General features: G+C 66.1%; 21 protein-coding genes. 5 read left to right on the forward strand and 16 right to left on the reverse strand.

Features of this window, described 5'->3' with window-relative positions:
* Window positions 1–6 precede the first annotated feature (6 nt).
* Genes ACSQ23_RS14180 through ACSQ23_RS14190 form a run of 3 tightly spaced genes read left to right on the forward strand, consistent with a single transcriptional unit; the run spans window position 7 to window position 2,383 of the window.
* On the forward strand, window positions 7–816 hold the full coding sequence (locus ACSQ23_RS14180; protein ID WP_436091007.1) for an ATP-binding cassette domain-containing protein: 810 nt from the start codon (window positions 7–9) through the stop codon (window positions 814–816).
* Window positions 813–1,559: an ATP-binding cassette domain-containing protein gene (locus ACSQ23_RS14185; protein ID WP_436091008.1), complete on the forward strand. Its 747-nt coding sequence runs from the start codon at window positions 813–815 to the stop codon at window positions 1,557–1,559. Before ACSQ23_RS14180 ends, ACSQ23_RS14185 begins: the two co-directional genes overlap by 4 nt.
* Before the next feature lie 26 nt (window positions 1,560–1,585).
* Window positions 1,586–2,383, forward strand: coding sequence for a DUF1684 domain-containing protein (locus ACSQ23_RS14190; RefSeq protein ID WP_436091009.1), 798 nt, complete (start codon window positions 1,586–1,588; stop codon window positions 2,381–2,383).
* A 2-nt stretch (window positions 2,384–2,385) separates the two neighbouring features.
* Here the strand turns inward: ACSQ23_RS14190 and ACSQ23_RS14195 are convergent, their stop codons facing one another.
* The 3 genes from ACSQ23_RS14195 to ACSQ23_RS14205 form a co-directional block, all read right to left on the reverse strand.
* On the reverse strand, window positions 2,386–2,832 hold the full coding sequence (locus tag ACSQ23_RS14195; RefSeq protein WP_436091010.1) for an RrF2 family transcriptional regulator: 447 nt from the start codon (window positions 2,830–2,832) through the stop codon (window positions 2,386–2,388).
* Between the two features lie 97 nt (window positions 2,833–2,929).
* Window positions 2,930–4,321, reverse strand: coding sequence for a UDP-glucose dehydrogenase family protein (locus ACSQ23_RS14200; RefSeq protein WP_436091011.1), 1,392 nt, complete (start codon window positions 4,319–4,321; stop codon window positions 2,930–2,932).
* Between the two features lie 123 nt (window positions 4,322–4,444).
* The gene (locus tag ACSQ23_RS14205) at window positions 4,445–5,881 is read right to left on the reverse strand and encodes a mannose-1-phosphate guanylyltransferase/mannose-6-phosphate isomerase (protein WP_436091012.1); all 1,437 of its coding nucleotides are present in this window, start codon (window positions 5,879–5,881) and stop codon (window positions 4,445–4,447) included.
* A 310-nt stretch (window positions 5,882–6,191) separates the two neighbouring features.
* On the opposite strand from ACSQ23_RS14205, the gene ACSQ23_RS14210 reads away from it, so the two are divergent.
* Window positions 6,192–6,797: a hypothetical protein gene (locus ACSQ23_RS14210; protein ID WP_436091013.1), complete on the forward strand. Its 606-nt coding sequence runs from the start codon at window positions 6,192–6,194 to the stop codon at window positions 6,795–6,797.
* Between the two features lie 13 nt (window positions 6,798–6,810).
* Here ACSQ23_RS14210 and ACSQ23_RS14215 read toward each other — a convergent pair whose 3' ends face one another.
* The 11 genes from ACSQ23_RS14215 to ACSQ23_RS14265 form a co-directional block, all read right to left on the reverse strand.
* On the reverse strand, window positions 6,811–7,356 hold the full coding sequence (locus ACSQ23_RS14215) for a transglutaminase-like cysteine peptidase (protein ID WP_436091014.1): 546 nt from the start codon (window positions 7,354–7,356) through the stop codon (window positions 6,811–6,813).
* A 98-nt stretch (window positions 7,357–7,454) separates the two neighbouring features.
* The gene (locus ACSQ23_RS14220; RefSeq protein ID WP_055879140.1) at window positions 7,455–7,703 is read right to left on the reverse strand and encodes a hypothetical protein; all 249 of its coding nucleotides are present in this window, start codon (window positions 7,701–7,703) and stop codon (window positions 7,455–7,457) included.
* Window positions 7,704–7,854: 151 nt separating this feature from the next.
* A complete protein-coding gene (locus ACSQ23_RS14225) occupies window positions 7,855–8,832 on the reverse strand; it encodes an LLM class flavin-dependent oxidoreductase (protein ID WP_436091015.1) in 978 nt (325 codons plus the stop codon).
* Window positions 8,833–8,923: 91 nt separating this feature from the next.
* On the reverse strand, window positions 8,924–9,859 hold the full coding sequence (locus ACSQ23_RS14230; RefSeq protein ID WP_436091016.1) for an ABC transporter substrate-binding protein: 936 nt from the start codon (window positions 9,857–9,859) through the stop codon (window positions 8,924–8,926).
* Between the two features lie 130 nt (window positions 9,860–9,989).
* The gene (locus ACSQ23_RS14235) at window positions 9,990–10,919 is read right to left on the reverse strand and encodes an ABC transporter substrate-binding protein (RefSeq protein WP_436091017.1); all 930 of its coding nucleotides are present in this window, start codon (window positions 10,917–10,919) and stop codon (window positions 9,990–9,992) included.
* A gap of 18 nt (window positions 10,920–10,937) precedes the next feature.
* A complete protein-coding gene (locus tag ACSQ23_RS14240) occupies window positions 10,938–12,719 on the reverse strand; it encodes an amino acid ABC transporter permease/ATP-binding protein (RefSeq protein WP_436091040.1) in 1,782 nt (593 codons plus the stop codon).
* Between the two features lie 148 nt (window positions 12,720–12,867).
* Window positions 12,868–13,437 (reverse strand): GNAT family N-acetyltransferase, encoded by a 570-nt coding sequence (locus tag ACSQ23_RS14245; protein ID WP_436091018.1) that lies wholly within the window; start codon window positions 13,435–13,437, stop codon window positions 12,868–12,870.
* On the reverse strand, window positions 13,434–14,591 hold the full coding sequence (locus ACSQ23_RS14250) for a M20 aminoacylase family protein (protein ID WP_436091019.1): 1,158 nt from the start codon (window positions 14,589–14,591) through the stop codon (window positions 13,434–13,436). Before ACSQ23_RS14250 ends, ACSQ23_RS14245 begins: the two co-directional genes overlap by 4 nt.
* Window positions 14,588–15,928 carry an LLM class flavin-dependent oxidoreductase gene (locus ACSQ23_RS14255; protein WP_436091020.1) on the reverse strand — a complete coding sequence of 447 codons (1,341 nt, stop codon included), beginning with the start codon at window positions 15,926–15,928 and terminating at the stop codon, window positions 14,588–14,590. Before ACSQ23_RS14255 ends, ACSQ23_RS14250 begins: the two co-directional genes overlap by 4 nt.
* A 20-nt stretch (window positions 15,929–15,948) precedes the next feature.
* Window positions 15,949–16,950: an MsnO8 family LLM class oxidoreductase gene (locus ACSQ23_RS14260; RefSeq protein WP_436091021.1), complete on the reverse strand. Its 1,002-nt coding sequence runs from the start codon at window positions 16,948–16,950 to the stop codon at window positions 15,949–15,951.
* A gap of 10 nt (window positions 16,951–16,960) precedes the next feature.
* Window positions 16,961–17,317: a DUF3088 domain-containing protein gene (locus ACSQ23_RS14265; protein ID WP_436091022.1), complete on the reverse strand. Its 357-nt coding sequence runs from the start codon at window positions 17,315–17,317 to the stop codon at window positions 16,961–16,963.
* A gap of 180 nt (window positions 17,318–17,497) precedes the next feature.
* On the opposite strand from ACSQ23_RS14265, the gene ACSQ23_RS14270 reads away from it, so the two are divergent.
* Window positions 17,498–18,604, forward strand: a complete 1,107-nt coding sequence (locus ACSQ23_RS14270; RefSeq protein WP_436091023.1) for an NAD(P)/FAD-dependent oxidoreductase — start codon at window positions 17,498–17,500, stop codon at window positions 18,602–18,604.
* A gap of 122 nt (window positions 18,605–18,726) precedes the next feature.
* On the opposite strand, the gene ACSQ23_RS14275 is transcribed toward ACSQ23_RS14270, so the two are convergent.
* Together ACSQ23_RS14275 and ACSQ23_RS14280 are read right to left on the reverse strand one after the other, a co-directional pair.
* On the reverse strand, window positions 18,727–19,146 hold the full coding sequence (locus ACSQ23_RS14275; RefSeq protein ID WP_436091024.1) for a TIGR01244 family sulfur transferase: 420 nt from the start codon (window positions 19,144–19,146) through the stop codon (window positions 18,727–18,729).
* A 41-nt stretch (window positions 19,147–19,187) separates the two neighbouring features.
* Window positions 19,188–19,760 carry a flavin reductase family protein gene (locus ACSQ23_RS14280; protein WP_436091025.1) on the reverse strand — a complete coding sequence of 191 codons (573 nt, stop codon included), beginning with the start codon at window positions 19,758–19,760 and terminating at the stop codon, window positions 19,188–19,190.
* Window positions 19,761–19,929: the final 169 nt, after the last annotated feature.

The raw sequence follows: 19,929 nt of genomic DNA on the forward strand, positions 1-19,929 counted from the left end.
GGCGTGATGGTGCCACTTCTCGACATCAAGAACCTGAACCTAGCCGTCGACGGCAAGCCGCTGGTTTCCGACCTGTCCTTCTCGATCGCTCCCGGCGAGCGGCTTGGGCTGATCGGCGAGAGCGGCTCAGGCAAATCGCTCACCGCAATGGCGGCGACCGGGCTGTTGCCGCGGGCCATCAAGGCAAGCGGCTCGGTGATGCTGGGCGGACAGCAGGTGATCGGGGCGCCGGACCGGGTGCTGAACGGCTTGCGCGGCACGGTGGCGGCGTTTGTGTTCCAGGAGCCGCTGACGGCGCTCGACCCATTGCTGCCGGTGGCACAACAGGTGGCCGAGCCGCTGCAGCGGCGAGCCCGGCGCGATGGGCGCGAGCTCTCAGGCAGCACGCTCCAGCGCGAGATGCTGGCGCTGCTCGAGCAGGTCGCCCTGCCCCAGCCGGAACGCATCTCCCGATCCTATCCGCACGAGATTTCTGGCGGACAGCGGCAGCGGGTGGCGATTGCCATGGCGCTGGCCTGCCGGCCGCAATTGCTGATCGCCGACGAGCCGACGACGGCGCTCGATGTGACGACGCAGGCGGAGATCCTGAAGCTGCTCGACGGGCTGGTGCGGGAGCGCGGCATGGCGCTGCTGTTCATCAGTCACGACCTGCCGGTGGTGGCCGAAATCGTCGAGCGCGTGGTGGTGATGAAACGGGGTATCGCGGTGGAGGCCGGACCGGTGCGCGAGGTATTCGGCGCGCCGCAGCACGACTACACGCGCTCGCTGGTGGCGGCCGCCAAGGCGTTCGACGACGCGCTGGAGGGTACAGCATGAGCCTCGTCAGCGTCGAGAATGTCAGCTTCGGCTATGCCCGCGATCGGCTGGTGCTCGATGGGGTGTCGCTGGAGGTCCGTGCCGGCGCCAGCGTCGGTCTGGTCGGGGAATCCGGGTCGGGCAAGACCACCCTGCTCCGGCTGCTGCTGGGCTTGACCCGGCCGAGCTCGGGGCAGATCCGCTTTGACGGCACGGCTCTCGACACGCATAGCGGCGGCTTCATGCGGGGTTATCGCCGGCAGGTGCAGGCGGTGTTCCAGGATCCCTACTCTTCGCTCGATCCGCGCCAGAGCGTGCTCGGCATCGTCTCGGAGCCGTTGCGCTCGCTGGGCATTCCAGGCGATCGGCGGATGCTGGTCGAGGCGGCACTGGTTTCGGTGGGACTGGAGCCGGACATCCTCGGGCGCTACCCGCATGAGTTCTCGGGCGGGCAGCGGCAGCGCATCGCCATTGCCCGCGCCATCGTCGCCAAGCCGAAACTGCTGCTGGCCGACGAGGCGGTCAGCGCGCTCGATCTCTCGACCCGCATCCGCATCGTCGAGCTGCTGCAGAAGCTGGCGGCCGATATGACACTGGTCTTCGTGTCACACGACCTCGGCGTCGTCGCCGCGCTTTGCGACGAGATGGTGATCCTCGAGAAGGGCCGGATCGTCGAGGCCGGCGCCACTCGCAAAATTCTCGCCGACCCCCAACATCAGTACACCCGGAAGCTGCTCGGCAGCGTGCCGCGCATGCCTGCCTGATCTGCCTGACTCAAGGATGACTCCACATGACCACGACTGCCGACTATCTCGCCGCACTCGACGCCTGGAAGGCGAAGCGCCTCAACAACCTCAAGGCGCCGAACGGCTGGCTCAACATCATCGGCCGCTTTGTGCTCGACCCCGGCACCGCCAGTGTCGGGACCGCCGAGGACAACGACATCGTCCTCTCCGCCGGCCCGGCGCATCTGGGGGCGGTGACGCAGGAGCCTGACGGCACTGTGACGTTCAAGCCGACCGACGGCGAGCCGATCCACATCACGCCGAACAAGAAGCATCCGCCGAAGTTCCAGCTCGGCAACCTGCTCTGCGAGATCACCACGGTGAACGGCGACAATGCGCTGCGCATCCGCGACACCGCTTCAGCGGCGCCGGGTGCGTTCCCGGGGATCGAGTATTTTCCAGCCCAACAGGACTGGCGGATCACCGCCGAGTGGGTGCCGTTCGAGGCGCCCCTGGAGATGGATGTCGATACCACCGGCAATATCCGCACCGGCGTCGCGGTGACGCACAAGGCGGTGTTCACCCACGACGGCAAGACCTACGAGCTGATCGCCACGCACGGCACGCCGGAGGCGCCGCAATTCGTGATCCGCGACCCGACCTCACAGGATTCGACCTATCCTGCCTCACGCTTCCTCTATGGCGAGGAGGTGACTGAGAACAGCATCGTCCTCGACTTCAACAAGGCGATCAACCCGCCCTGCGCCTTCACCGAGTTCGCGGTATGCCCGCTGCCGCCGCCGGAAAACGTGCTGCCGTTCCGCATCGAGGCGGGCGAGAAGCGGCTAACCGAGCTGCACTAGACTTAAGCGGTCTGCAGCTCGATCGGCAGGACCTCGCCATTGGCGTCGCGCATTTGCGCAAGCGTCGTGCGATCGAGCACTTCGGCGATGGCGTTACGGACGTTGAGCATGGTGTGGCGGACCTGGCAGGTCGCCACATCGCAGTCGTCGCAGGCTTCGTAGCGGGTGTGGCTGGCGCAGGGGATCGGCGCCAGCGGGCCATCGAGCACGCGTACGATGGAGCCGACCTTGATCTCCTCGGGCGGCCGGGCCAGGCGATAGCCGCCGCCCTTGCCCTTGCGGCTCTGCACGATGCCGGCATTGCGAAGATCGCCGAGGATGGCATCGAGGAACTTCTTCGGAATCTTGTTCGCCGACGCGATGTCGGCGACCAGCGCCAACTCCCCTGGAGGGAACTGCGCCAGATGCACCAGCGCCTTCAGGCCGTATTTTCCCTTGGCAGTCAGCATCGCCGAAAATCATCCCAGGCAGCAAAAAGCGCACGAGATATAATTTCCAGCGACTAGCTATACAAGTAGAGCTTTGCGTCGTCGTATCGATGGAGGCTCAGGACACCTGACGCCGGCCGATGGGGAAATAGGCCAACCCGGCGTCCTCGACGATCGAGGGTTCGTAGAGGTTGCGGCCATCGAAAATCGCCTTTCGCCCGAGCCCCCTGGCCAAGGCCGCAAAGTCGGGGTTCCGGAACACCTTCCACTCGGTGACGATCACCAGGGCATCGGCCCCCGTCACGGCCGCCATCGCGGTTTCGACGAAATCGATCCGCCCCATCCCGCCATCGAGATCGAACGCCAGAACGCGTTTCGCTTCCTCCATCGCCACGGGGTCATAGGCTCGGATCGCGGCGCCGCGGCGGAGGAGATCGGCGATCAGCACGCGGCTGGGCGCATCGCGCATGTCATCGGTGTTGGGCTTGAATGACAGGCCCCAGACAGCGAAGGTCAGGCCGGTGAGGTCTTCGCCAAAGCGGGTGCGAATCTTGCCGCCCAGCACGTCTTTCTGCGCCGTGTTCGCTTCCTCGACGGCGGCTAGAATGCGCAATTCGCGCCCCTGCTCCGCCGCGCTGTGACGCAGCGCGCTCACATCCTTGGGGAAGCAACTGCCGCCATAGCCGGTGCCGGCATACAGGAAGCTGTAGCCAATGCGCGGATCGGAGCCGATGCCACGACGGACCAGCTCGATATCGGCGCCCAGATCTTCTGCCAGATTGGCCAGCTCGTTCATGAACGAGATGCGCGTCGCCAGCATGGCGTTGGCGGCATACTTGGTGAGTTCGGCCGAACGAACGTCCATTATCATGGTGCGATCGTGGTTGAGGGTGAACGGCGCGTAGAGCTGGCGCATCAGCTCGAGGCCGCGCCGACCGGCCGGCGTGCCGTCCGCACCGATGATGATGCGGTCCGGGCGGTTGAAATCGGTGACCGCCGCGCCCTCCTTGAGGAACTCGGGGTTGGAGATGACGGTGAAATCGGGCTGGCCGAGGCGGACCCGTTCCGCCGGGTCGGCGGCAAAGCCGCGCTTCACCAGCTCGGCGGTGATGGCCTCGGCAACGCGGTCGCCAGTCCCAACCGGCACGGTGGACTTGTCGGCCACGACCTTGAAGCCGGTGACGTGCTCGCCGATGCTGCGCGCCACAGCGAGCACATATTTGAGATCGGCCGACCCGGTTTCGTCAGGCGGGGTGCCAACCGCGATGAACAGCGCTTCACCGTGTTCGACACCGGCTGCAATGTCGGTGGTGAAGGAGAGCCGCCGCGCGGCACGGTTGCCGGTGACGATCGCCTCGAGCCCCGGCTCGTAGATCGGGACATGGCCGCTGTTGAGCAACGCCACCTTTGCCGCATCGATATCGACACAGACAACCTGGTTGCCTGCATCGGCGAGGCAGGCGCCGGTGACGAGGCCGACATAGCCCGAGCCGAATATCGTGATCTTCATTCAGAGCCCCGAAGAGAACGCGCAGCCTATATGCGCGGCAATTACGGCGCCTAGCAACCACCAGCGCGACACGGGCAGCACCGATGGCCGGATCAGCGTCTCTGCCTCGAAGCGCAAGTCCGGTCAGGCGCGACCGAACTCGTCCTCAATGCGGATGATGTCGTCCTCGCCCAGATAGGAGCCGGTTTGCACCTCGATCAGCTCGAGCAGGATCTTGCCGGGGTTGGCGAGCCGGTGCACGCAGCCAAGCGGCAGGTAGATGGACTCATTCTCGGTCAGCATCGTCACCTTGCCGTCGACGGTCACTTCGGCGGTGCCACTGACCACCACCCAGTGCTCGGCCCGATGGTGGTGCTTCTGCAGGCTGAGCTTCTTGCCGGGCTTGACGAACAGGCGCTTCACCTGGAAGCGGTCGCCGTTCAGCACCGAGGAGTAGCCACCCCAGGGACGGTAGGCCGTGCGATGGATCTCGGTGAGGCCCTGGGTAGCGGGATTGGCCCGCAATGCCTTGACCATCGGCCCAACCCGCTGCGCGTCTGACAGGCGGCCGACATAGATGGCGTCTTCCGACGCGATGATGGCGACATCCTCCAGCCCTTCGACGGCGATATGCGCCCGCTCCGACACGATCAGCGAGTTGCGCGTGTTGGACAGCGTGGCGTTGCCGTTGCTGACGACGTTGCCGGCGGCGTCCTTGCCGGACACCTTCCACACGGCATCCCAGGCACCCAGATCCGACCAGGGGAAGGTCACCGGAACCAGGGCGACCTGCTTCGATTTTTCGAAGATGGCGTAGTCCACCGAGATGTTGGGCGCCGTGCTGAAACCCGCTTCGTCGAGGCGGATGAAATCGAGGTCGGTCCTGGCAGCGGAAACAGCGGCCGCAGCGGCGCTGAAAGTCTCGGGCGCCAGCGCCTCCACCTCGCTGAGGAAGCTCGCGACCCCGAGCATGAAGGTGCCGGAGTTCCAGTAATAGCCGCCGGTGGCCAGCATCTTCTCGGCGGTGTCGTGGTCGGGCTTTTCGACGAAGCGCGCCACGGCGCGAACACCGGTGCCGAGCTCGGCACCTGCCTCGATGTAACCGTAACCGGTTTCGGGGGCCGATGGGGTGATACCGAAGGTGACGAGCCGGCCGGCCCGGGCGGCCGCAGCTGCGGTGGCGACGCTCCACCAATAGTTGTCATCAGCGTCGACGGCATGATCGGAGGCAAGAACGTGGATGACCGCATCGTCGCCGAAGGCCTGCTGCACATGCAGCGCTGCCGCGGCGATGGCAGCGGCGGTATTGCGGGCCATCGGCTCGAGCAGCACGGCGGACGTCGGCACGCCCGCCTCCTGTGCCTGCTCGGCGACGAGGAAGCGATACTCGGCATTGGTGACGATGACAGCGGGATGATAGCGCGCCGGGTCGGCAACACGCAGCAGCGTCTGCTGATAGAGCGAGGTCGGGCCGGTCAGCGGCAGGAATTGCTTGGGGCGAGCCGCACGAGACATCGGCCAGAGCCGGGTCCCCTGCCCGCCTGCAAGGATCACCGGTACGATCAAATTGGCTTCAGTCATCGGTTCTAGGCCTCGGCGTAATAGCCCGCATGCTTGCCGCGAAGTCATGCGAGGTGGTGGTTGACTGCTGATTCAGCTGGGTGAAGACGCCGTCCGCCCTGGCGTAAGCAACGATGCCATGGCCGTCCTGCGTCGGCGTGATGGAGAATTGTACCATGAACGCGATAGCATCCGTCAGCCCCGCCAGATAGAGGCGATCGCCTGCCGGCTCGCTCGCTTTGGCGCGGAAATTATCCTTACCAAGCGGTTACCGACCACCTCAAGGGTGCTAGCTGATAGGGATGCGCTATTGCATCGCGTGAGGTTGAAGTTGCGTTTCGCGTCGAGACTATTGCCACTGGCTGGAGCCCTGCTGCTGAGCCTGTCGGTTGCCGCGTTGCCGCTGCAGGCGGCAGACCTCGGCCCTACCCCTTCCGAACAGGTGGCGCCAGCCGCGCTGCCGCTGCGCGAGGCGCTGTCGCGCTACCTGTCGCTGGAAATGATCCGCGCGACGTTCGACGTCGTGCCGCGGGAGGAACTGGGAGCGGCGCTCGAGGAGCAGGCGCTGCGCTGGGGCAAGGCGACCCCGCCGGCCGAGGCGCTGGCCGAACTTGACCAGCAACTGCTCAGCGAAGCGAGCTACTACCTGGTGTCGCTCAGCTATCTGGTGCAGGTGGGCGGCGCGGCGTTCCCTGCCGATCGTGCCGAGATGGTCTATGCCAACGACACGATTTCGAAGCTTGACGATCTGCGCCGGCAGCTGTTCGAAGCCATCGAGACCGGTGGCGACGTGCTGCCGGTGCTGGTTGAAGCCGAACGCATCCGGGCGCTGACGGAAGGCCATGCCAGCGCACCGGACGATTTTGGGGTATTTGCCGAGCATGACGCGCTGCTCGACCGCGTCCTCAACAAGCTCAAGCGCGGCACGCCGACCTGAGCCGGCTTGCCGATCAGCTCCAGCTGCGCGGGTTGGCGCCCGACATCGAGATGATGCGGTAGCCCGACTGGCTGAGCGGCTTGATGCTTGCTGTCAGGTTGTCCAGCACCAGATCCTTGCCATTGGTCTTGACCACCAGGATTGCATGGCCCTCGCCCCTGCGGGTCTTGACGTAGGCGATGCGGAGCGAACTGGCCGGGATGCCGGCCTTGATCAGCGCCTTGCGCTTGGCCAGCACATAGTCTTCACAATCGCCGGAGGAGGCGCTGGCCGACCAGACATCGGCGCCGCTGTCGTAACGCGGTTTGATCGAACGGTTGACGTGGCCATTGACGCGCTTCAGCGTCGACATGACGTCGGCGGTGAGATCGACCTTGGCCTTGCCGCCGCCTTTGCATTCGGCGGGGTTCTTCAGGCACATCACCTGGTAGCCGAGAGGCGCGTGCACACTGCCCGCGCTGGCTGCCGTCGACATCGCGCCGGCGGCCAGCGATACCATGGCCGCCATGATGACGGCTGCGATCTTCCGGTTCGAACCCCTAGCGGTTTGGACGCTCATGCAATCCCCCTGTGGCGCAACTGGCGCGCGTTCATTGGGAACACCATGACAGCTGGACTTTGCTGCCGGGTTCAGCGTTTGAGTAAAACTTTACGCAATCACGCGGGAATAAGGACCACCGGGCGCCGGATGATGAGGCCGAGCATCAGGCCGATATTGAACGCGACGATAGAGAGCGCTGTCCAGCCCAGGGCCGTGACGAGATCGGCGTGCGCCGCGAACGACGCCGTCGCCGTGGTCACGAGCAACAGGTTACCCACCACGATCCAGCCGACCGTCGAATAGTAACCTCCGGCTATCAAGCCTAGTCCGCTGGCAAGCAAGGCAGCCAGCACGGTCGCACCCATCAACGCACTCCTGATTGGCGCCTAGGTTCCGATATTGTGTGTTAAGCGAGCGTTACGTGAGCGTGTGGCTTTGCGGTACTCAACTGCTGTCGGCGAAAAGCGCGTCGCTCGACCGGGGGGCAAGTCGCTGACGCCCGCCTCGGCAGGTTATTCAGGACTTCGTCAGCAAGCCGATGGCGTTGGTGAGGATCTGGGCGTAGTCGGCCTCGTCGAACTCATAGGGCAGTTCGAGGCGCAACTCGTCGGCCGCTGCCACTGCGGCGTCTGCGGTGAGTCGCTCCGCTATATCGGCGAGCGTGCCGACCAGGTCGGGTGCGAACAGGGTGCGCTTGTCGCCATTGGGCTGCAGCGTGCGGGCATGGCGGGACTGGGCATAGGCGAGATAGCGCTCCCGCGTGGCCCGGCTGGCGCCATCGAGCGGCACGATCACCCGACCCAGCGCGATGCGGCCGGAGCCACCCCGAGCCTGGACCCGATAGACCGCGATCTGGTTGAGTTGCGCAGTAACGAAATCGTCCGTCCCTTCGCCCGAGGTGACGTTGCCGACCAGCAGGTTGAAGCCGTTCGCACCCGCCCATTCGGCCGATTTCAGCGAACCGCCGCCATACCATAGTCGGTTAAGGAGGCCGGGCACGCCCGGTTGCAGCCGCGGCACCGCCTTGCCGCCGGGGATGGCGATCGGCTCGCCCAACGGCTCTGCGCGCAGCAGCTCGACCAGCCGCGCGATGCGCCGGTGCGAGAAATCGAACGAGCGGTAGTCGCCGTCGAACACCAGCGGGCCAAGCAGGTCGAGATGCTGTGGCGGGCCGGCGCTGAGCCCGACATTCAGCCGCCCGGCGGACAGCGCCTCCGCCATCGCGAGGTCCTCGGCGAGGCGGAACGGGCTCTCGTAGCCGATCTGGATCACTGCGCTGCCGAGCTCGATCTGGCGCGTGCGCTGGCTGGCCGCGGCGAGGAACACCGCAGCAGAGGAAATCCCATGCTCCAGATGCCGTTGGCGCACCCAGGCGCCGTGATAACCCAGCGCCTCACCCAGCTCGATGATGCGGAGCGTCGCCTCGAGGCCGGCATGCGGATCGGCCTCCGCGTAGTTGCCGGGGATGAGAAAGCTGAGCTTGCTGATGGTCATGGAAACGTTCGCGTTGGGGCGCCGCGTGCCAAGGAGAGGGAGACACGCGGCGCCGGCTACGTCCCGAGGAAGGGGTGGGACGATCTGGAGATCAGGTCTTGGGCAGGCCCGGCGGGTTGGTGCGCGATTCAGGGAGCTTTTCGGCGTCGAGCCCCCAGCGCTTCAGCGCCTCGATGTACTTGCCGTTGGCGATCAGCCCGTTGATCGCGGCGGTGAGCGCATCGGCGAGGCCGGCGCCCTTCCTGGTGGCGACGGCGATCTCGGCGGTCAGCGGCCAGCCGCCGTTGACGATGCCGACGAGCCGGGTGTTGCCGCTGACCACGGCGCGATAGGCGAGTTGGGCGTTGGGGTTGAACTCGACGTCGGCGCGGCCGGACTGCAGCGCCAACTGCGCCGCGGCGGTATCGTCATAGTACTGGAACTCGGCGGCCGGCAGGCCGGCAGCGACGTTCTGCTTGTCCCACTCGACGACGATCTTTTCCTGGTTGGTGCCGGCGCCGACGATCACCTTGAGGCCCGCAATGTCCTTGGGCTCCTTGATCTCGGTGATCTTGCTCTCGTTGGGCACGTAGAAGCCGAGGACGTCGAGGCGGTAGGACGAGAAGTCGAACTTCTCCTTGCGCGCCTCGGTGACGGTGACGTTGGAAATCACGGCGTCGAACTTGCCGGATTCGAGACCGAGCGGCCAATCGGGCCAGGCCACTGGCACCAGGACGAGCTTCAGGCCCAATGCATCGGCAATGATCGAGGCCGTATCTTCCTCAACACCGACGGGGGTGGAGGAGTCGGTGGCGTAGGTCGAAAGCGGCGGATCGCCGACGGTCAGCGCGACGGTCAGGGCACCCGGGGTCACCGGCTTGAAGTCGGGTGAGATCTTGGCGATCGCCTCCGGATTGGCTTCGGCTTTAGGGCGAGCCGTCTGCTCCGGAGTGAGGTCGAAGCCGCCCTGGGCGAAAGCCCCTGAAGCGGCGGAGAACAGCAGGCCGGCGGCGAGAAGGCCTGCGGCTGCCGTGCGGATGAGGGTCATTTTTGACGCCTTTCTTGGATCCAATTGGGTGCGAAGAGGCTGGGCGCACATCCCGGTGTCCCCGGTAATGCGACGCTATGCGTCCGGCGCTTCGCACTGTCGCCGGCGTGTCTCGGAAGGTCCGGCTAAGTCAGTACTTAGGCAGGCCCGGCGGGTTGGTCTTGGCGGTTTCCACCGCCTCCGGCGACAAGTGCCAGCGCTTGAGCGTTCTGGCGTAGCTGCCGTCGGCGATCACCGCGTTCAGCGCCTCGGTCAGTACCGGAGCGAGACCGCTATCCTTGCGGGTGGTGATGCCAACCTCGGTGGTGTTGGGCCAGCCCGCATTGACGGTGCCGACCTGGTGGATCGCGCCGGTCTTCAGTCCCTGGTAGGTGAAGATCGAGTTGACGTTGAAGATCGCGTCGACGCGCCCCGACTGGATGGCGAGCAGCGCCGCCGGGGTGTCCTCGTAGTAGAGGATGTCGCTCGCCGGGAGGCCGGCGGCGACATTCTCCTTGTTCCACTCGTTGATGATGCGATCCTGGATGGTGCCCGAGCTGGTCGCGATCTTGAGGCCGGCCACGTCCTTGGGTTGCTTCAGCGAGGTGATCGGGCTGTCGGTGACAACGAAGAAGCCGTGCAGGCCCTGCCGATAGGTGGAGAAATCGAACTTCAGCTTCCGCTCTTCGGTAACGCCGACATTACTGATCACCGCGTCATACTTGCCGGAGGTTAGGCCGAGCGGCCAATCGGCCCAGGCGACCGGCACGAGGTTGAGCTTCAGCCCCAGCTTGTCGGCAACCAGCCAGGCGATATCAGGGTCGGCGCCAACCACCGTCGCAGCATCGGTGGCGTAGGTGCCGAGCGGCGGTTCGCCGGCTGCGGCAACCGCCACGGTGAAGCTGCCCGGCACCACCCACTTGAAGTCGGCGGGGAGCTTTGCGGCCAGCGCCGGGTCGGCCTCGACATGGATGCGGCCGGGCTGTTCGGGGCTGAGATCGAAGATATCTTCGGCAGCGTAGGCTCCGCCGAAGCCGGCGGCGACGAGGCCACCAGCGAACACGAGAGAAAGAAGGCGCATTTCAGGAAACCTTGTGTGTCAGAGGACCTTGGCCAGGAACTCGGCCGTCCGGGGGTGTGAAGGAGAGTTGAAGAGCCGCTCGGGCGCGCCGGCTTCGACGATGCGACCGTTCTCCATGAAGACGATCTTGTCGGCGACCTCGCGAGCGAAGCCGATCTCGTGGGTGACGATGACCATCGTGGTCCCCGATTTCGCCAGCTCCTTGATGGTGTCGAGCACTTCGCCGACCAGCTCGGGATCGAGCGCCGAGGTCGGCTCGTCGAACAGCAAGACCTTGGGCTTCAGCGCCAGGGCGCGGGCGATGGCGACGCGCTGCTGCTGGCCGCCGGAGAGATGCCGCGGATAGGCCTCGGCCTTGTCGGAGAGACCGACGCGATCGAGCAGGTCGAGCGCCTGGCCGACGGCCTTGCCGTGCTCGAGCTTCTGCGCCGCGATGGGGGCTTCGATCAGGTTCTCCACCGCCGTCAGATGCGGGAACAGGTTGAAGTTCTGGAACACCATGCCGATGCCGGCGCGGCGTTGCCGGATGGCGCGATCCTTGAGCTCGTAGAGCACGTTGCCGCGCTGCTCGTAGGCGATGATCTCGCCATCGATCGAGACGAACCCGGCATCCGGCCGCTCGAGGTGGTTGATGGTGCGCAGCAGCGTCGACTTGCCGGCGCCGGATGGGCCGATGATTACCGTCACTTCGCCGGGCTCGACCGTGAGGCTCACATTGTCGAGCGCCTTGAAGTCGCCAAAGCTCTTGGTGATGCGGCGGATGTCGATGCGGCCGACATCGTGGCTGTGCCGATCGAAGGCGGCGAGCGGGGCGCGCTGCGTCTGCGGCGTGGCGCGGACGGCGGCGATGGCCCTCGCCGTGCGGTTGGGACCGAGGAAGCGGCCGAGCAGCGGCGCCTGCACCTCGCGGGTGGCGCCCTTGGCGAAATAGCGCTCGATGCCGAACTGGATGAGCGACAAGACGCTCATGATGATCAGGTACCAGACCGTTGCCACCATCAGCAGCGGGATGACCTCGAGGTTCCGCTTGTAGATGACCTGCACGGTGTAGAAGAGCTCTGGCAGCGCCAGCACGTAGACAATGGAGGTGGCCTTGGCGAGGCCGATGATCTCGTTGAAGCCCGAGGGGATGATGGCGCGCATCGCCTGCGGCAGGACGATGCGCAGCGACTGGTGGCGCCAGGAGAGGCCCAGTGCCGCCGCCGCTTCCTGCTGGCCCTGGTCGATCGACAGGATGCCGCCGCGGATGATCTCGGCCGAGAACGCTGCCTGGTTGAGGCTGAGGCCGATCACCGCCACGGCGAAGACGCTGAGCACCGAGGTGGTGCCGTACTGGGCGAACAGGATATCGGTGAACGGGATGCCGATATCGACGGTCGGGTAGAGGTAGCCGATATTGTTGAGCACCAGCAGCAGGACGATCAGCGGGATCGAGCGTAGCAGCCAGATATAGGCCCAGGAGAGGCCGGAGAGCAGCTTCGACTTCGACACCCGGGCGAACGCTAGCAGGCCGCCGAGGAAGAAGCCGAGGAGGCTCGCCAGCAGCGTCAGCCACAGAGTGCGGCCGAGGCCGATCAGCACCGCCCCATCGAAGAAGTACTGGGCGAACACCGTCCAGCCCCAGCGCTCGTTGGTGAGCACCGAGTGGAGCGTAACGAGGATCAGCAGCCCCGCCACCACCGTTCCGGCGATCCGCCATGGGTGCTTGGCCGGCACGACGCGATAACCGCCCGGATCGGCGGAGGAGCGCGCCAGGTCGAGTTCGACACTCGCAGAACTTGCATCGGTCGTAGCCATCAGTGGTGCCTTCGTTGTTTCCTGGGGCTTGGGCCCGTCATTATCGTTAGTCTATCAAAATGATAGACTTTAGCGTCGCGAGGTCAAAGCATCGGCGTCTGTTGTTGGGTCGCCGGAGAGTTCGTTTGCCTGCGAAAATGCGGTGGCGTGGCTATCTGTGCTCGGCAAGCTGGCGCTCGCGCGCCGCCTTCCAGCCACCCTCGGGCGGGGTCACCAGCGTCGGGACATAGCCGGGCGGCGGGTTGACGAGAAGTTTCTCGAATGGCAGCGCGCCGTAGATCTCGGGATCGGCATCGACATCGAACAGCGGCGTATAGCCCGCATTGAGGTAGAAGTCGCGCGCCTCCGGCTGGCGGAAGCCGGTGGTGAGGTAGAGGCGCGAGAAACCCTGCCGGAACGCCTGCTGCTCGAGCTCGGCCACGACGCGCCTGGCCAGCCCCTGGCGGCGATGGTTCTCATCGGTCCAGATGCGCTTGAGCTCGGCGGTTTCGCCATCGAAGCGCTTGAAGGCGCCGCCGGCGATCGGAAAACCGTCGCGCAGCAGTAAGAGGAAATTGCCATCGGGCGGCGCAAACAGCGCGGCCGGGTAGCGATTCATTTCCTTGTCGGCGGTCTCGCCGAAATAGGCGCCGTAGCGCCGGTCGTACTCCGCGGTCAGCTGGGTGACGAGCGGTTCGGCCAGTGGGTGGTCAGGGGTGGTGTAGTAGAAATAGTCGCTCATGCCGCTGCCGCCTCCTCGTTGGCGCTCAGGTACTCCTCGACCAGCGCCACCCAGTAGCGGGCAGCAATGCCGAGGATCTCGTCGTTGAAGTCGTAGTTGGGGCTGTGGAGATCGGCGCTCGGGCCATTGCCGACGAACAGGTAGGCGCCCGGGCGCTGCTCCAGCATGAAGGCAAAGTCCTCGCTGGCAGTGATCGGAGGGAGCGTGCCGACACTCCCCTCCCCCAGCTGCCGCTGCGCCACGCCCCGCGCGAAGGCGTTCTCGGCGGCGTGGTTGACCAGCACAGGATAGCCGCGCGGCGCCGACACTTTGGCGGTAGCGCCGAAACTCTGGGCATGGGCCTCCGCCAAAGCGGCGATGCGCTGCTTGATGCTCTGGCGCACCGAGGCGGAGAAGGCACGGACGGTCAGCAGCAGCTCGACACTGTTCGGGATCACGTTCGGCACGTTGCCGCCGTGGATCGCGCCCACCGTGACCACCGCCGCCTCGAGCGGATCGGTGTTGCGCGAGATGATGGTCTGCAGCGCCATGATCAGCGAGGCGGCAGTGACGATCGGATCCACCGCCTCGTGCGGCCGGGCGCCGTGTCCGCCTTTGCCGGTGATGGTGACGACGACTATGTCGACCGAGGCCATGGCCGGCCCGTCGATGAAGCGGAACTCACCGGCCGGCACCCCCGGCCAGTTGTGCAGCCCGAACACCGCATCGACCGGAAAGCGCTCGAATAGCCGATCCTCGATCATCTTGCGGGCGCCGCCGCCATTCTCCTCGGCGGGCTGGAAGATCAGCCGAACCGTACCGGAAAAGTTACGCGTCCCCGCAATCTCTTTGGCTGCCGCGAGCAGGATCGCGGTGTGCCCATCATGCCCGCAGGCATGCATCACCCCAGGCGTCTTGCTGGCATAGGGGACACCCGTCGCCTCGGTGATGGGCAGCGCATCCATATCGGCGCGGATGCCGATGGTCCGTGCGCCCGGCCCGCGCCTCAGCGTTCCGACGACGCCGGTGCCGCCGATGCCGGTCGCGACCTCGTAGCCCCAGCCAGTAAGGAGCTCGGCCACCAGCGCACTGGTCTTCTTCTCCTCGTAGGCCAGCTCCGGCTCGGAGTGGAGCCGGTGCCGGATCGCCACGAACTCGGCGACATCGATAGTCATTCGGCCGCTCCGGCCTTCGCCGCGGCTTCATCGGCGAAGCGGTTTACCGGGCGCGGCAGTTCGAGATGCTCGCGCAGCGTGGTACCGATCAGCTCACGCGAGTGATAGCCGCGCCGCTCGAGGATCGGCAGGACCTCTGCCTCAAAGTCGTTGAGGCCCTGGGTGATGACCTGGAAGCCGAGAACGAACCCATCGGCTGCCCCCTGCTCTACCCACTCGATCAGCTTGCCGGCGACCACATCCGGCGTGCCGATGAAATCGTTGCGCGGTGTGGTGTTTTCGAGCGCCACCTCGCGCAGGGTCTGGTTTTTCTCTTTGGCGATACGCTTGATGCGGTCGGTGCCGGAACGGAACTGGTTCTTGCCCAGATCGCCCAGCTCAGGGAATGGCGCATCGAGGTCGTACTGGGTGAAGTCGTGGTGGTCGAAGAAGCGGCCGATATAGCGCAGCGCCTCCGTCACGCTGACCAGGTCGCGGATCTCGCGATACTTGCGCTCCGCCTCCTCGGCGGTCGAACCGACGATCGGCGAGATGCCGGGGAACACCTTGATGTCGTCGGAGCGCCGGCCATGCGCCACGGCGCTGGCTTTCAGCTTACTCGTCAACTCCCGGTTCTCGGGGATCGAGGCGCCGTTGGCGAACACCGCGTCGGCGTGGCGCCCGGCGAGCGCGATGCCATCATCGGAGCCGCCGGCCTGGAACAGCACCGGCTGGCCTTGCGGCGAGCGCTCGAGGTTGAGCGGGCCCTCGACGCTGTGGAACTGGCCCTTGTAGTTGACCCGATGCAGCTTCGAGAAATCGGCATACTGGCCGGTCTCGCGGTTGCGCACGAACGCATCATCGTCCCAGCTGTCCCACAGGCCTTTCACCACATCGATATGCTCGCCGGCGATCTGGTAGCGCAGCGCATGCTCGGGGTGTTTTTCACGGCTGTAGTTCTTGGCCGAGCCTTCGAGCGGAGAGGTCACGGCGTTCCAGCCGCCACGCCCCTTGCTGATGGCATCGACCGAGCCGAACTGCCGGGCCACGGTGAAGGGATCCGAGTAGGAGGTGGAGAGCGTGCCGACGAGGCCGATCTTGTCGGTGACGGCGGCAAGCGCCGAGAGGATGGCGATCGGCTCAAAGCGGTTGAGGAAATGCGGGATCGACACTTCGTTGATGTAGAGCCCGTCAGCAATGAAGGCGAAGGCGATGCCGGCGGCTTCGGCCTGCCTGGCGGTCCGCACGTAATAGTCGAAATTGACGCTGGCATCGGCCGGAACGCTGGGGTGCTTCCAGGCGTTCATGTGGCCGCCCGGGCCCTGCAGCATGATGCCGAATGGGATGCGCTTGCTCATCTTAAGGGCTCCGTTAGGGGTCAGGCGGGGATGGCGACACGGCCGGCGGCGGCGTGCGCCGCGGCCAGCAGCTCGACCGCTTCGAGGCGGCTGTCGCCCTGGTTGAACAGATCGACGATGAACTCGCCGACGCCGAGCGTGCCGCTCAGCCGGTCGAGTTCGTCGAGCAGGTCGCGCGGCGAGCCGGTGACGACGCTCGGGGTTGCGGGTTCGGTGCGGTAGTCGCTGACGCCGGCCTGGCGGGCGAACTCTTTGGCCTGCTCTTCGCTGCCGATGGTGACGCTCTGCCGCCCGGCAATATGGAGTTTCAGCGGTCGGAACCGGTCGCCCTGGGCCTTAGCCTCGCTGCCATCGCGCGACAGGATCGCCGCGACCGCGACAACCGGCGAACGGCCGGTGAGCTGGCGGTAGCGTTCGACCGTCGCGGCGAGCAGCGCTTCGTCGCCATTGAGGTGACGGGCAAAGACGAAGCCCCAGCCCTGCCCGGCCGCCAGTTCGGCGCTGTCGACGCTGGCGCCGAGCAGGAAGCGTTCGGGTGCGGTTACCGGTGACGGCGTCGCCTTGGCGCGATCAGGGCCCTCTGTGCCATCGAGGAAGGTGGTGAGGTCGGTGAGGAGGCCGTTGAAATCGAGCTTCTTGCCGGCCTCCCGCTCGCTCTGTAGCGCCTTGGTGGAGAACGGCAGGCCGCCGGGCGCCTTGCCGACGCCGAGGTCGACGCGGCCCGGTGCGATCGAAGCCAGCGTGTTGAAGGTCTCCGCCACCTTGTAGGGGCTGTAATGCTGCAGCATGACGCCACCCGAGCCGATGCGGATGCGCCGCGTGCCGGCCAGCAGCCAGGCGATCACCAGTTCCGGGGCCGAACTGGCGAGGTCGGCGGTGTCGTGATGCTCGGCGACCCAGAAGCGGTGAAACCCCAGCCGCTCGGCGGCTTGCGCTAAAGCCAGCGTACGCTTCAGCGCGTCGTGGGCGGTTTCGCCTTTGGCGATCGGGCTCTTGTCGAGCAGGCTCAGCTTGTAGCTCATGGCTGGGGCCTCACGGATGGATGACGGGGATGCCGTGGCGCTCGGCGAGCGTCGCAAGGATGGCGCTGGCGCCAGCAGCGAAGGCATGGCCATTGGCGATGCCGGTCGCCGACGGGCTGCTCTCACCGGCCGGCAGCACCAGCACCGGCAGCGCCTGGTTGGCTTCGCCGATGGCCGCGATCACTGCCTGGCGCGGGCGCGGGAAAGCGATGCGCTCGACCTGGAGCTTGTCGCGCACTTCGGGATGATGGCCGAGCACGCCTTCGACCAGGGCGCCGTGCCGGCAGAAGAATTTCTGTCCGGGAAAGGCAGCGTCCTCGAAGCTGGGCTCGAGCAGGTAGAGCGTGGCCTTGTCGCGTGCCAGCACGATGATCTCCATTAGTCTATTAATTCTATGGACAATAAAGATACATGCTCGCCAAAGCGAGGCGCTGGAGGCATAGAACTTTGCCTTCTGGGAGCGTCGCGGGAAAAACTATGTCCTTGGCGGCAGTGGACGAGCCGAACGGCTTTCTCTCTCCTTGCGGCAGGAACACGGGACAAAGAGATGCAGCAGCACATCGCAATCATCGGCGGCGGAATCGGCGGCTTGTCGCTGGCCTGGGCGCTGCACAAGCGGGGTGCCCGGGTGTCGCTTTACGAACAGGGAGCGATCCCTAACCCGGTCAGTTCGTCGTTCGACGAGCACCGCATCACCCGGCACACCTATGGCGGGCTCAGCGGTTATGGCGCCCTGATGCCGCAGGCGTTCCGGGCCTATGAGGAGCTGTGGCGCGATCTCGGCGCGACGCATTACCTGCCGACCAACCTGCTGTACGTGGCGCGGCGCGCGTCGGACTGGTACGCGGCGACGGCTGGTGAACTCGACGCCATGGGCATCGCCCACCGCTCTGTCTCAAGGGCGGAGATCGCCGCGCGGCTGCCGATGCTGCGCCAGGAGGGTATCGCCGAGGCGTTCGAGGCTGAGGGCGCCGGCATGCTGTTCGCCAGCCGCATCGTCACTGATCTCGCCAGGTGGCTGGCCGAGGCCGGCGTGGCGCTTCATCCGCATAGCCGGGTGAGCGAGGCCGACACCGAAGCCGGCAGCTTCACGGTGAACGGCGAGCGGCGCTCTGCCGATGTGGTCGTCATCGCCGCCGGCGCCTGGCTGCCCGCCGTCTATCCCGCGGCGCGGCCCCGCCTTACCCCCTCGCGCCAGGTGATGCTCTACCTGCAGCCGCCGGCCGAGCTGGCAGCGGCGTGGGCCGCGGCGCCAGTGCTGATCGACCAGGGCCTCACCCATGGGGGCTACATCCTGCCACCGCGCGGCGGCACCCGACTGAAGCTCGGCGACCACGTGTTCACCCGCCGCGGCGACGGCTCGGACAATCGCGTCGCGACGCCGGAGGACGTGGCGGCGGTGAAGACCGCGGCAAGCGAGATCTTCGCCGGCTTCGAGCGCTACGAGCTGCTCGAAGCCAAGGTCTGCTACTACACCGTCACCGACGATGAGCGCTTTGTGGTCCAGCCGATCGGGGCGAAGAGCTGGCTGCTCAGCGCGTGCTCCGGGCACGGGTTCAAGCTGGGTCCGGTGATTGCTTCCGGGCTGGCCGATGCGATCAGCGGGAAGCGGGATGCGGCGGAGGTGACCGCCTGGGCGGCGGGGAAGGGTTAGAGGTTTTCCGAACCCGCTACCGAAGCCGGCCGCTCAGGTGGAAGGAGCGGCCGCTCGACCTGCCCCCTCACCCAGCGACAGCTGTTCGGCGCCTGGCGGAGAAACTGCTGGTCAGGGCAGCGCTACACGCCGGCGTCGAGATGGCCGCGCAGGTGCGAGATATCGTAGCCGGCGCCCGCAGCCTTGCCGATGACGTCTTCGGTCGCCTCGCGCCCGGTCTGACTGAGCGCCCATAGTGTGGTCGAGCGGGTGCCGGAGCGGCAATAGGCGAGGACCGGCCCGTCGATGCTGTCGAGCGCCTGGCGGGTCGCCTCGATCAGCTCGTCACGGACGCCGTCACGGCCCAGTGGAATGGCGAAATAGCGCAGACCCGCGGCGGCGGCCGCTTCGGCGATCACCGCGCCTGGCGGCTGGGTGGCGTCCTCGCCGTCCGGCCGGTTGTTAATGATGGCGACGAACCCCGCTGCCTTGAGGCGCGCCACGTCTTCGACATCGATCTGGGGTGAGACGCTGACCCGCTCGTCGATACGCTTGATGTCCAACTTCAGCTCCCGCGTTGTGTGGTGATTGGCCTGCCCCGGCGTCAGGCCGAGGTCAGCACGCGGTCCAGATTCGAAATGTGCCGATAGGCGCCGTGCCAGTAGAGCAGCGGCTCCGCTGTCTCGCGCGTGCGGATGGCGCGGACGCGGCCGATCAGGATGGCGTGCGAATGCCGCTCGATGGCTTCGTCGAGCTCGCAGTCGATCACCGTCAGAGCGTCGGACAGGCCCAGCGCGCCGGTGGCCAGTTCCTGCCAGGCCGCACCCTCGTAGCGCGCAACGCCCGTGGCGCCGCCGCGACCGCTGAAGCGGTCGGCGACGTGCAGTTGGTCATGTGCCAACAGGTTGATGCAGAAGCTCTGATGCTCCCGAACCACCGGCCAGGACGAAGACGAACGGTTGAGACAGACGATCATCGCCGGCGGATCCATGGAGAACGATGAGACCGACGTCGCGGTGAAGCCGGTGCGCTGCTCGCCACGCCCGGTGGTGATGACGCTCACCGCCCCCGCCAGGTGACGCATCGCGCGCTTGAATGCAGCTGCGTCGGCAAGTGCATCCTGGGTCAATGCATCCTGCGGGGCCGCGGCGGCCACATTGGGATCGAGCAAAGTCATCACGCAACTCCGTGGGTCAGGAAATAGCGACGAGGCGCGGCCGAACGGACGCCTTGGGCCTTAAGCGAGCGCAGCAGCTGTGGCAGGCTTGGGCGGCAGTTAGACGTGACGTTCGACATAGGGAAAATTGCACCACGATAGACGGCCTCAGCGCGAGAGCAGTCGTTGC

Source organism: Devosia sp. LjRoot16, assembly GCF_964252795.1.
Classification (GTDB): domain Bacteria; phylum Pseudomonadota; class Alphaproteobacteria; order Rhizobiales; family Devosiaceae; genus Devosia_A.

Bases quoted from the DNA above. Each gene is read 5' to 3' on its own strand.
- ACSQ23_RS14185 (WP_436091008.1), top strand. From the start codon at position 813: ATGAGCCTCGTCAGCGTCGAGAATGTCAGCTTCGGCTATGCCCGCGAT.
- ACSQ23_RS14245 (WP_436091018.1), bottom strand. From the start codon at position 13,437: ATGAGCGACTATTTCTACTACACCACCCCTGACCACCCACTGGCCGAA.
- ACSQ23_RS14205 (WP_436091012.1), bottom strand. From the start codon at position 5,881: ATGACTGAAGCCAATTTGATCGTACCGGTGATCCTTGCAGGCGGGCAG.
- ACSQ23_RS14225 (WP_436091015.1), bottom strand. From the start codon at position 8,832: ATGACCATCAGCAAGCTCAGCTTTCTCATCCCCGGCAACTACGCGGAG.
- ACSQ23_RS14180 (WP_436091007.1), top strand. From the start codon at position 7: ATGGTGCCACTTCTCGACATCAAGAACCTGAACCTAGCCGTCGACGGC.
- ACSQ23_RS14235 (WP_436091017.1), bottom strand. From the start codon at position 10,919: ATGCGCCTTCTTTCTCTCGTGTTCGCTGGTGGCCTCGTCGCCGCCGGC.
- ACSQ23_RS14230 (WP_436091016.1), bottom strand. From the start codon at position 9,859: ATGACCCTCATCCGCACGGCAGCCGCAGGCCTTCTCGCCGCCGGCCTG.
- ACSQ23_RS14215 (WP_436091014.1), bottom strand. From the start codon at position 7,356: ATGAGCGTCCAAACCGCTAGGGGTTCGAACCGGAAGATCGCAGCCGTC.
- ACSQ23_RS14190 (WP_436091009.1), top strand. From the start codon at position 1,586: ATGACCACGACTGCCGACTATCTCGCCGCACTCGACGCCTGGAAGGCG.
- ACSQ23_RS14270 (WP_436091023.1), top strand. From the start codon at position 17,498: ATGCAGCAGCACATCGCAATCATCGGCGGCGGAATCGGCGGCTTGTCG.
- ACSQ23_RS14250 (WP_436091019.1), bottom strand. From the start codon at position 14,591: ATGACTATCGATGTCGCCGAGTTCGTGGCGATCCGGCACCGGCTCCAC.
- ACSQ23_RS14195 (WP_436091010.1), bottom strand. From the start codon at position 2,832: ATGCTGACTGCCAAGGGAAAATACGGCCTGAAGGCGCTGGTGCATCTG.
- ACSQ23_RS14260 (WP_436091021.1), bottom strand. From the start codon at position 16,950: ATGAGCTACAAGCTGAGCCTGCTCGACAAGAGCCCGATCGCCAAAGGC.
- ACSQ23_RS14255 (WP_436091020.1), bottom strand. From the start codon at position 15,928: ATGAGCAAGCGCATCCCATTCGGCATCATGCTGCAGGGCCCGGGCGGC.
- ACSQ23_RS14280 (WP_436091025.1), bottom strand. From the start codon at position 19,760: ATGACTTTGCTCGATCCCAATGTGGCCGCCGCGGCCCCGCAGGATGCA.
- ACSQ23_RS14200 (WP_436091011.1), bottom strand. From the start codon at position 4,321: ATGAAGATCACGATATTCGGCTCGGGCTATGTCGGCCTCGTCACCGGC.
- ACSQ23_RS14220 (WP_055879140.1), bottom strand. From the start codon at position 7,703: ATGGGTGCGACCGTGCTGGCTGCCTTGCTTGCCAGCGGACTAGGCTTG.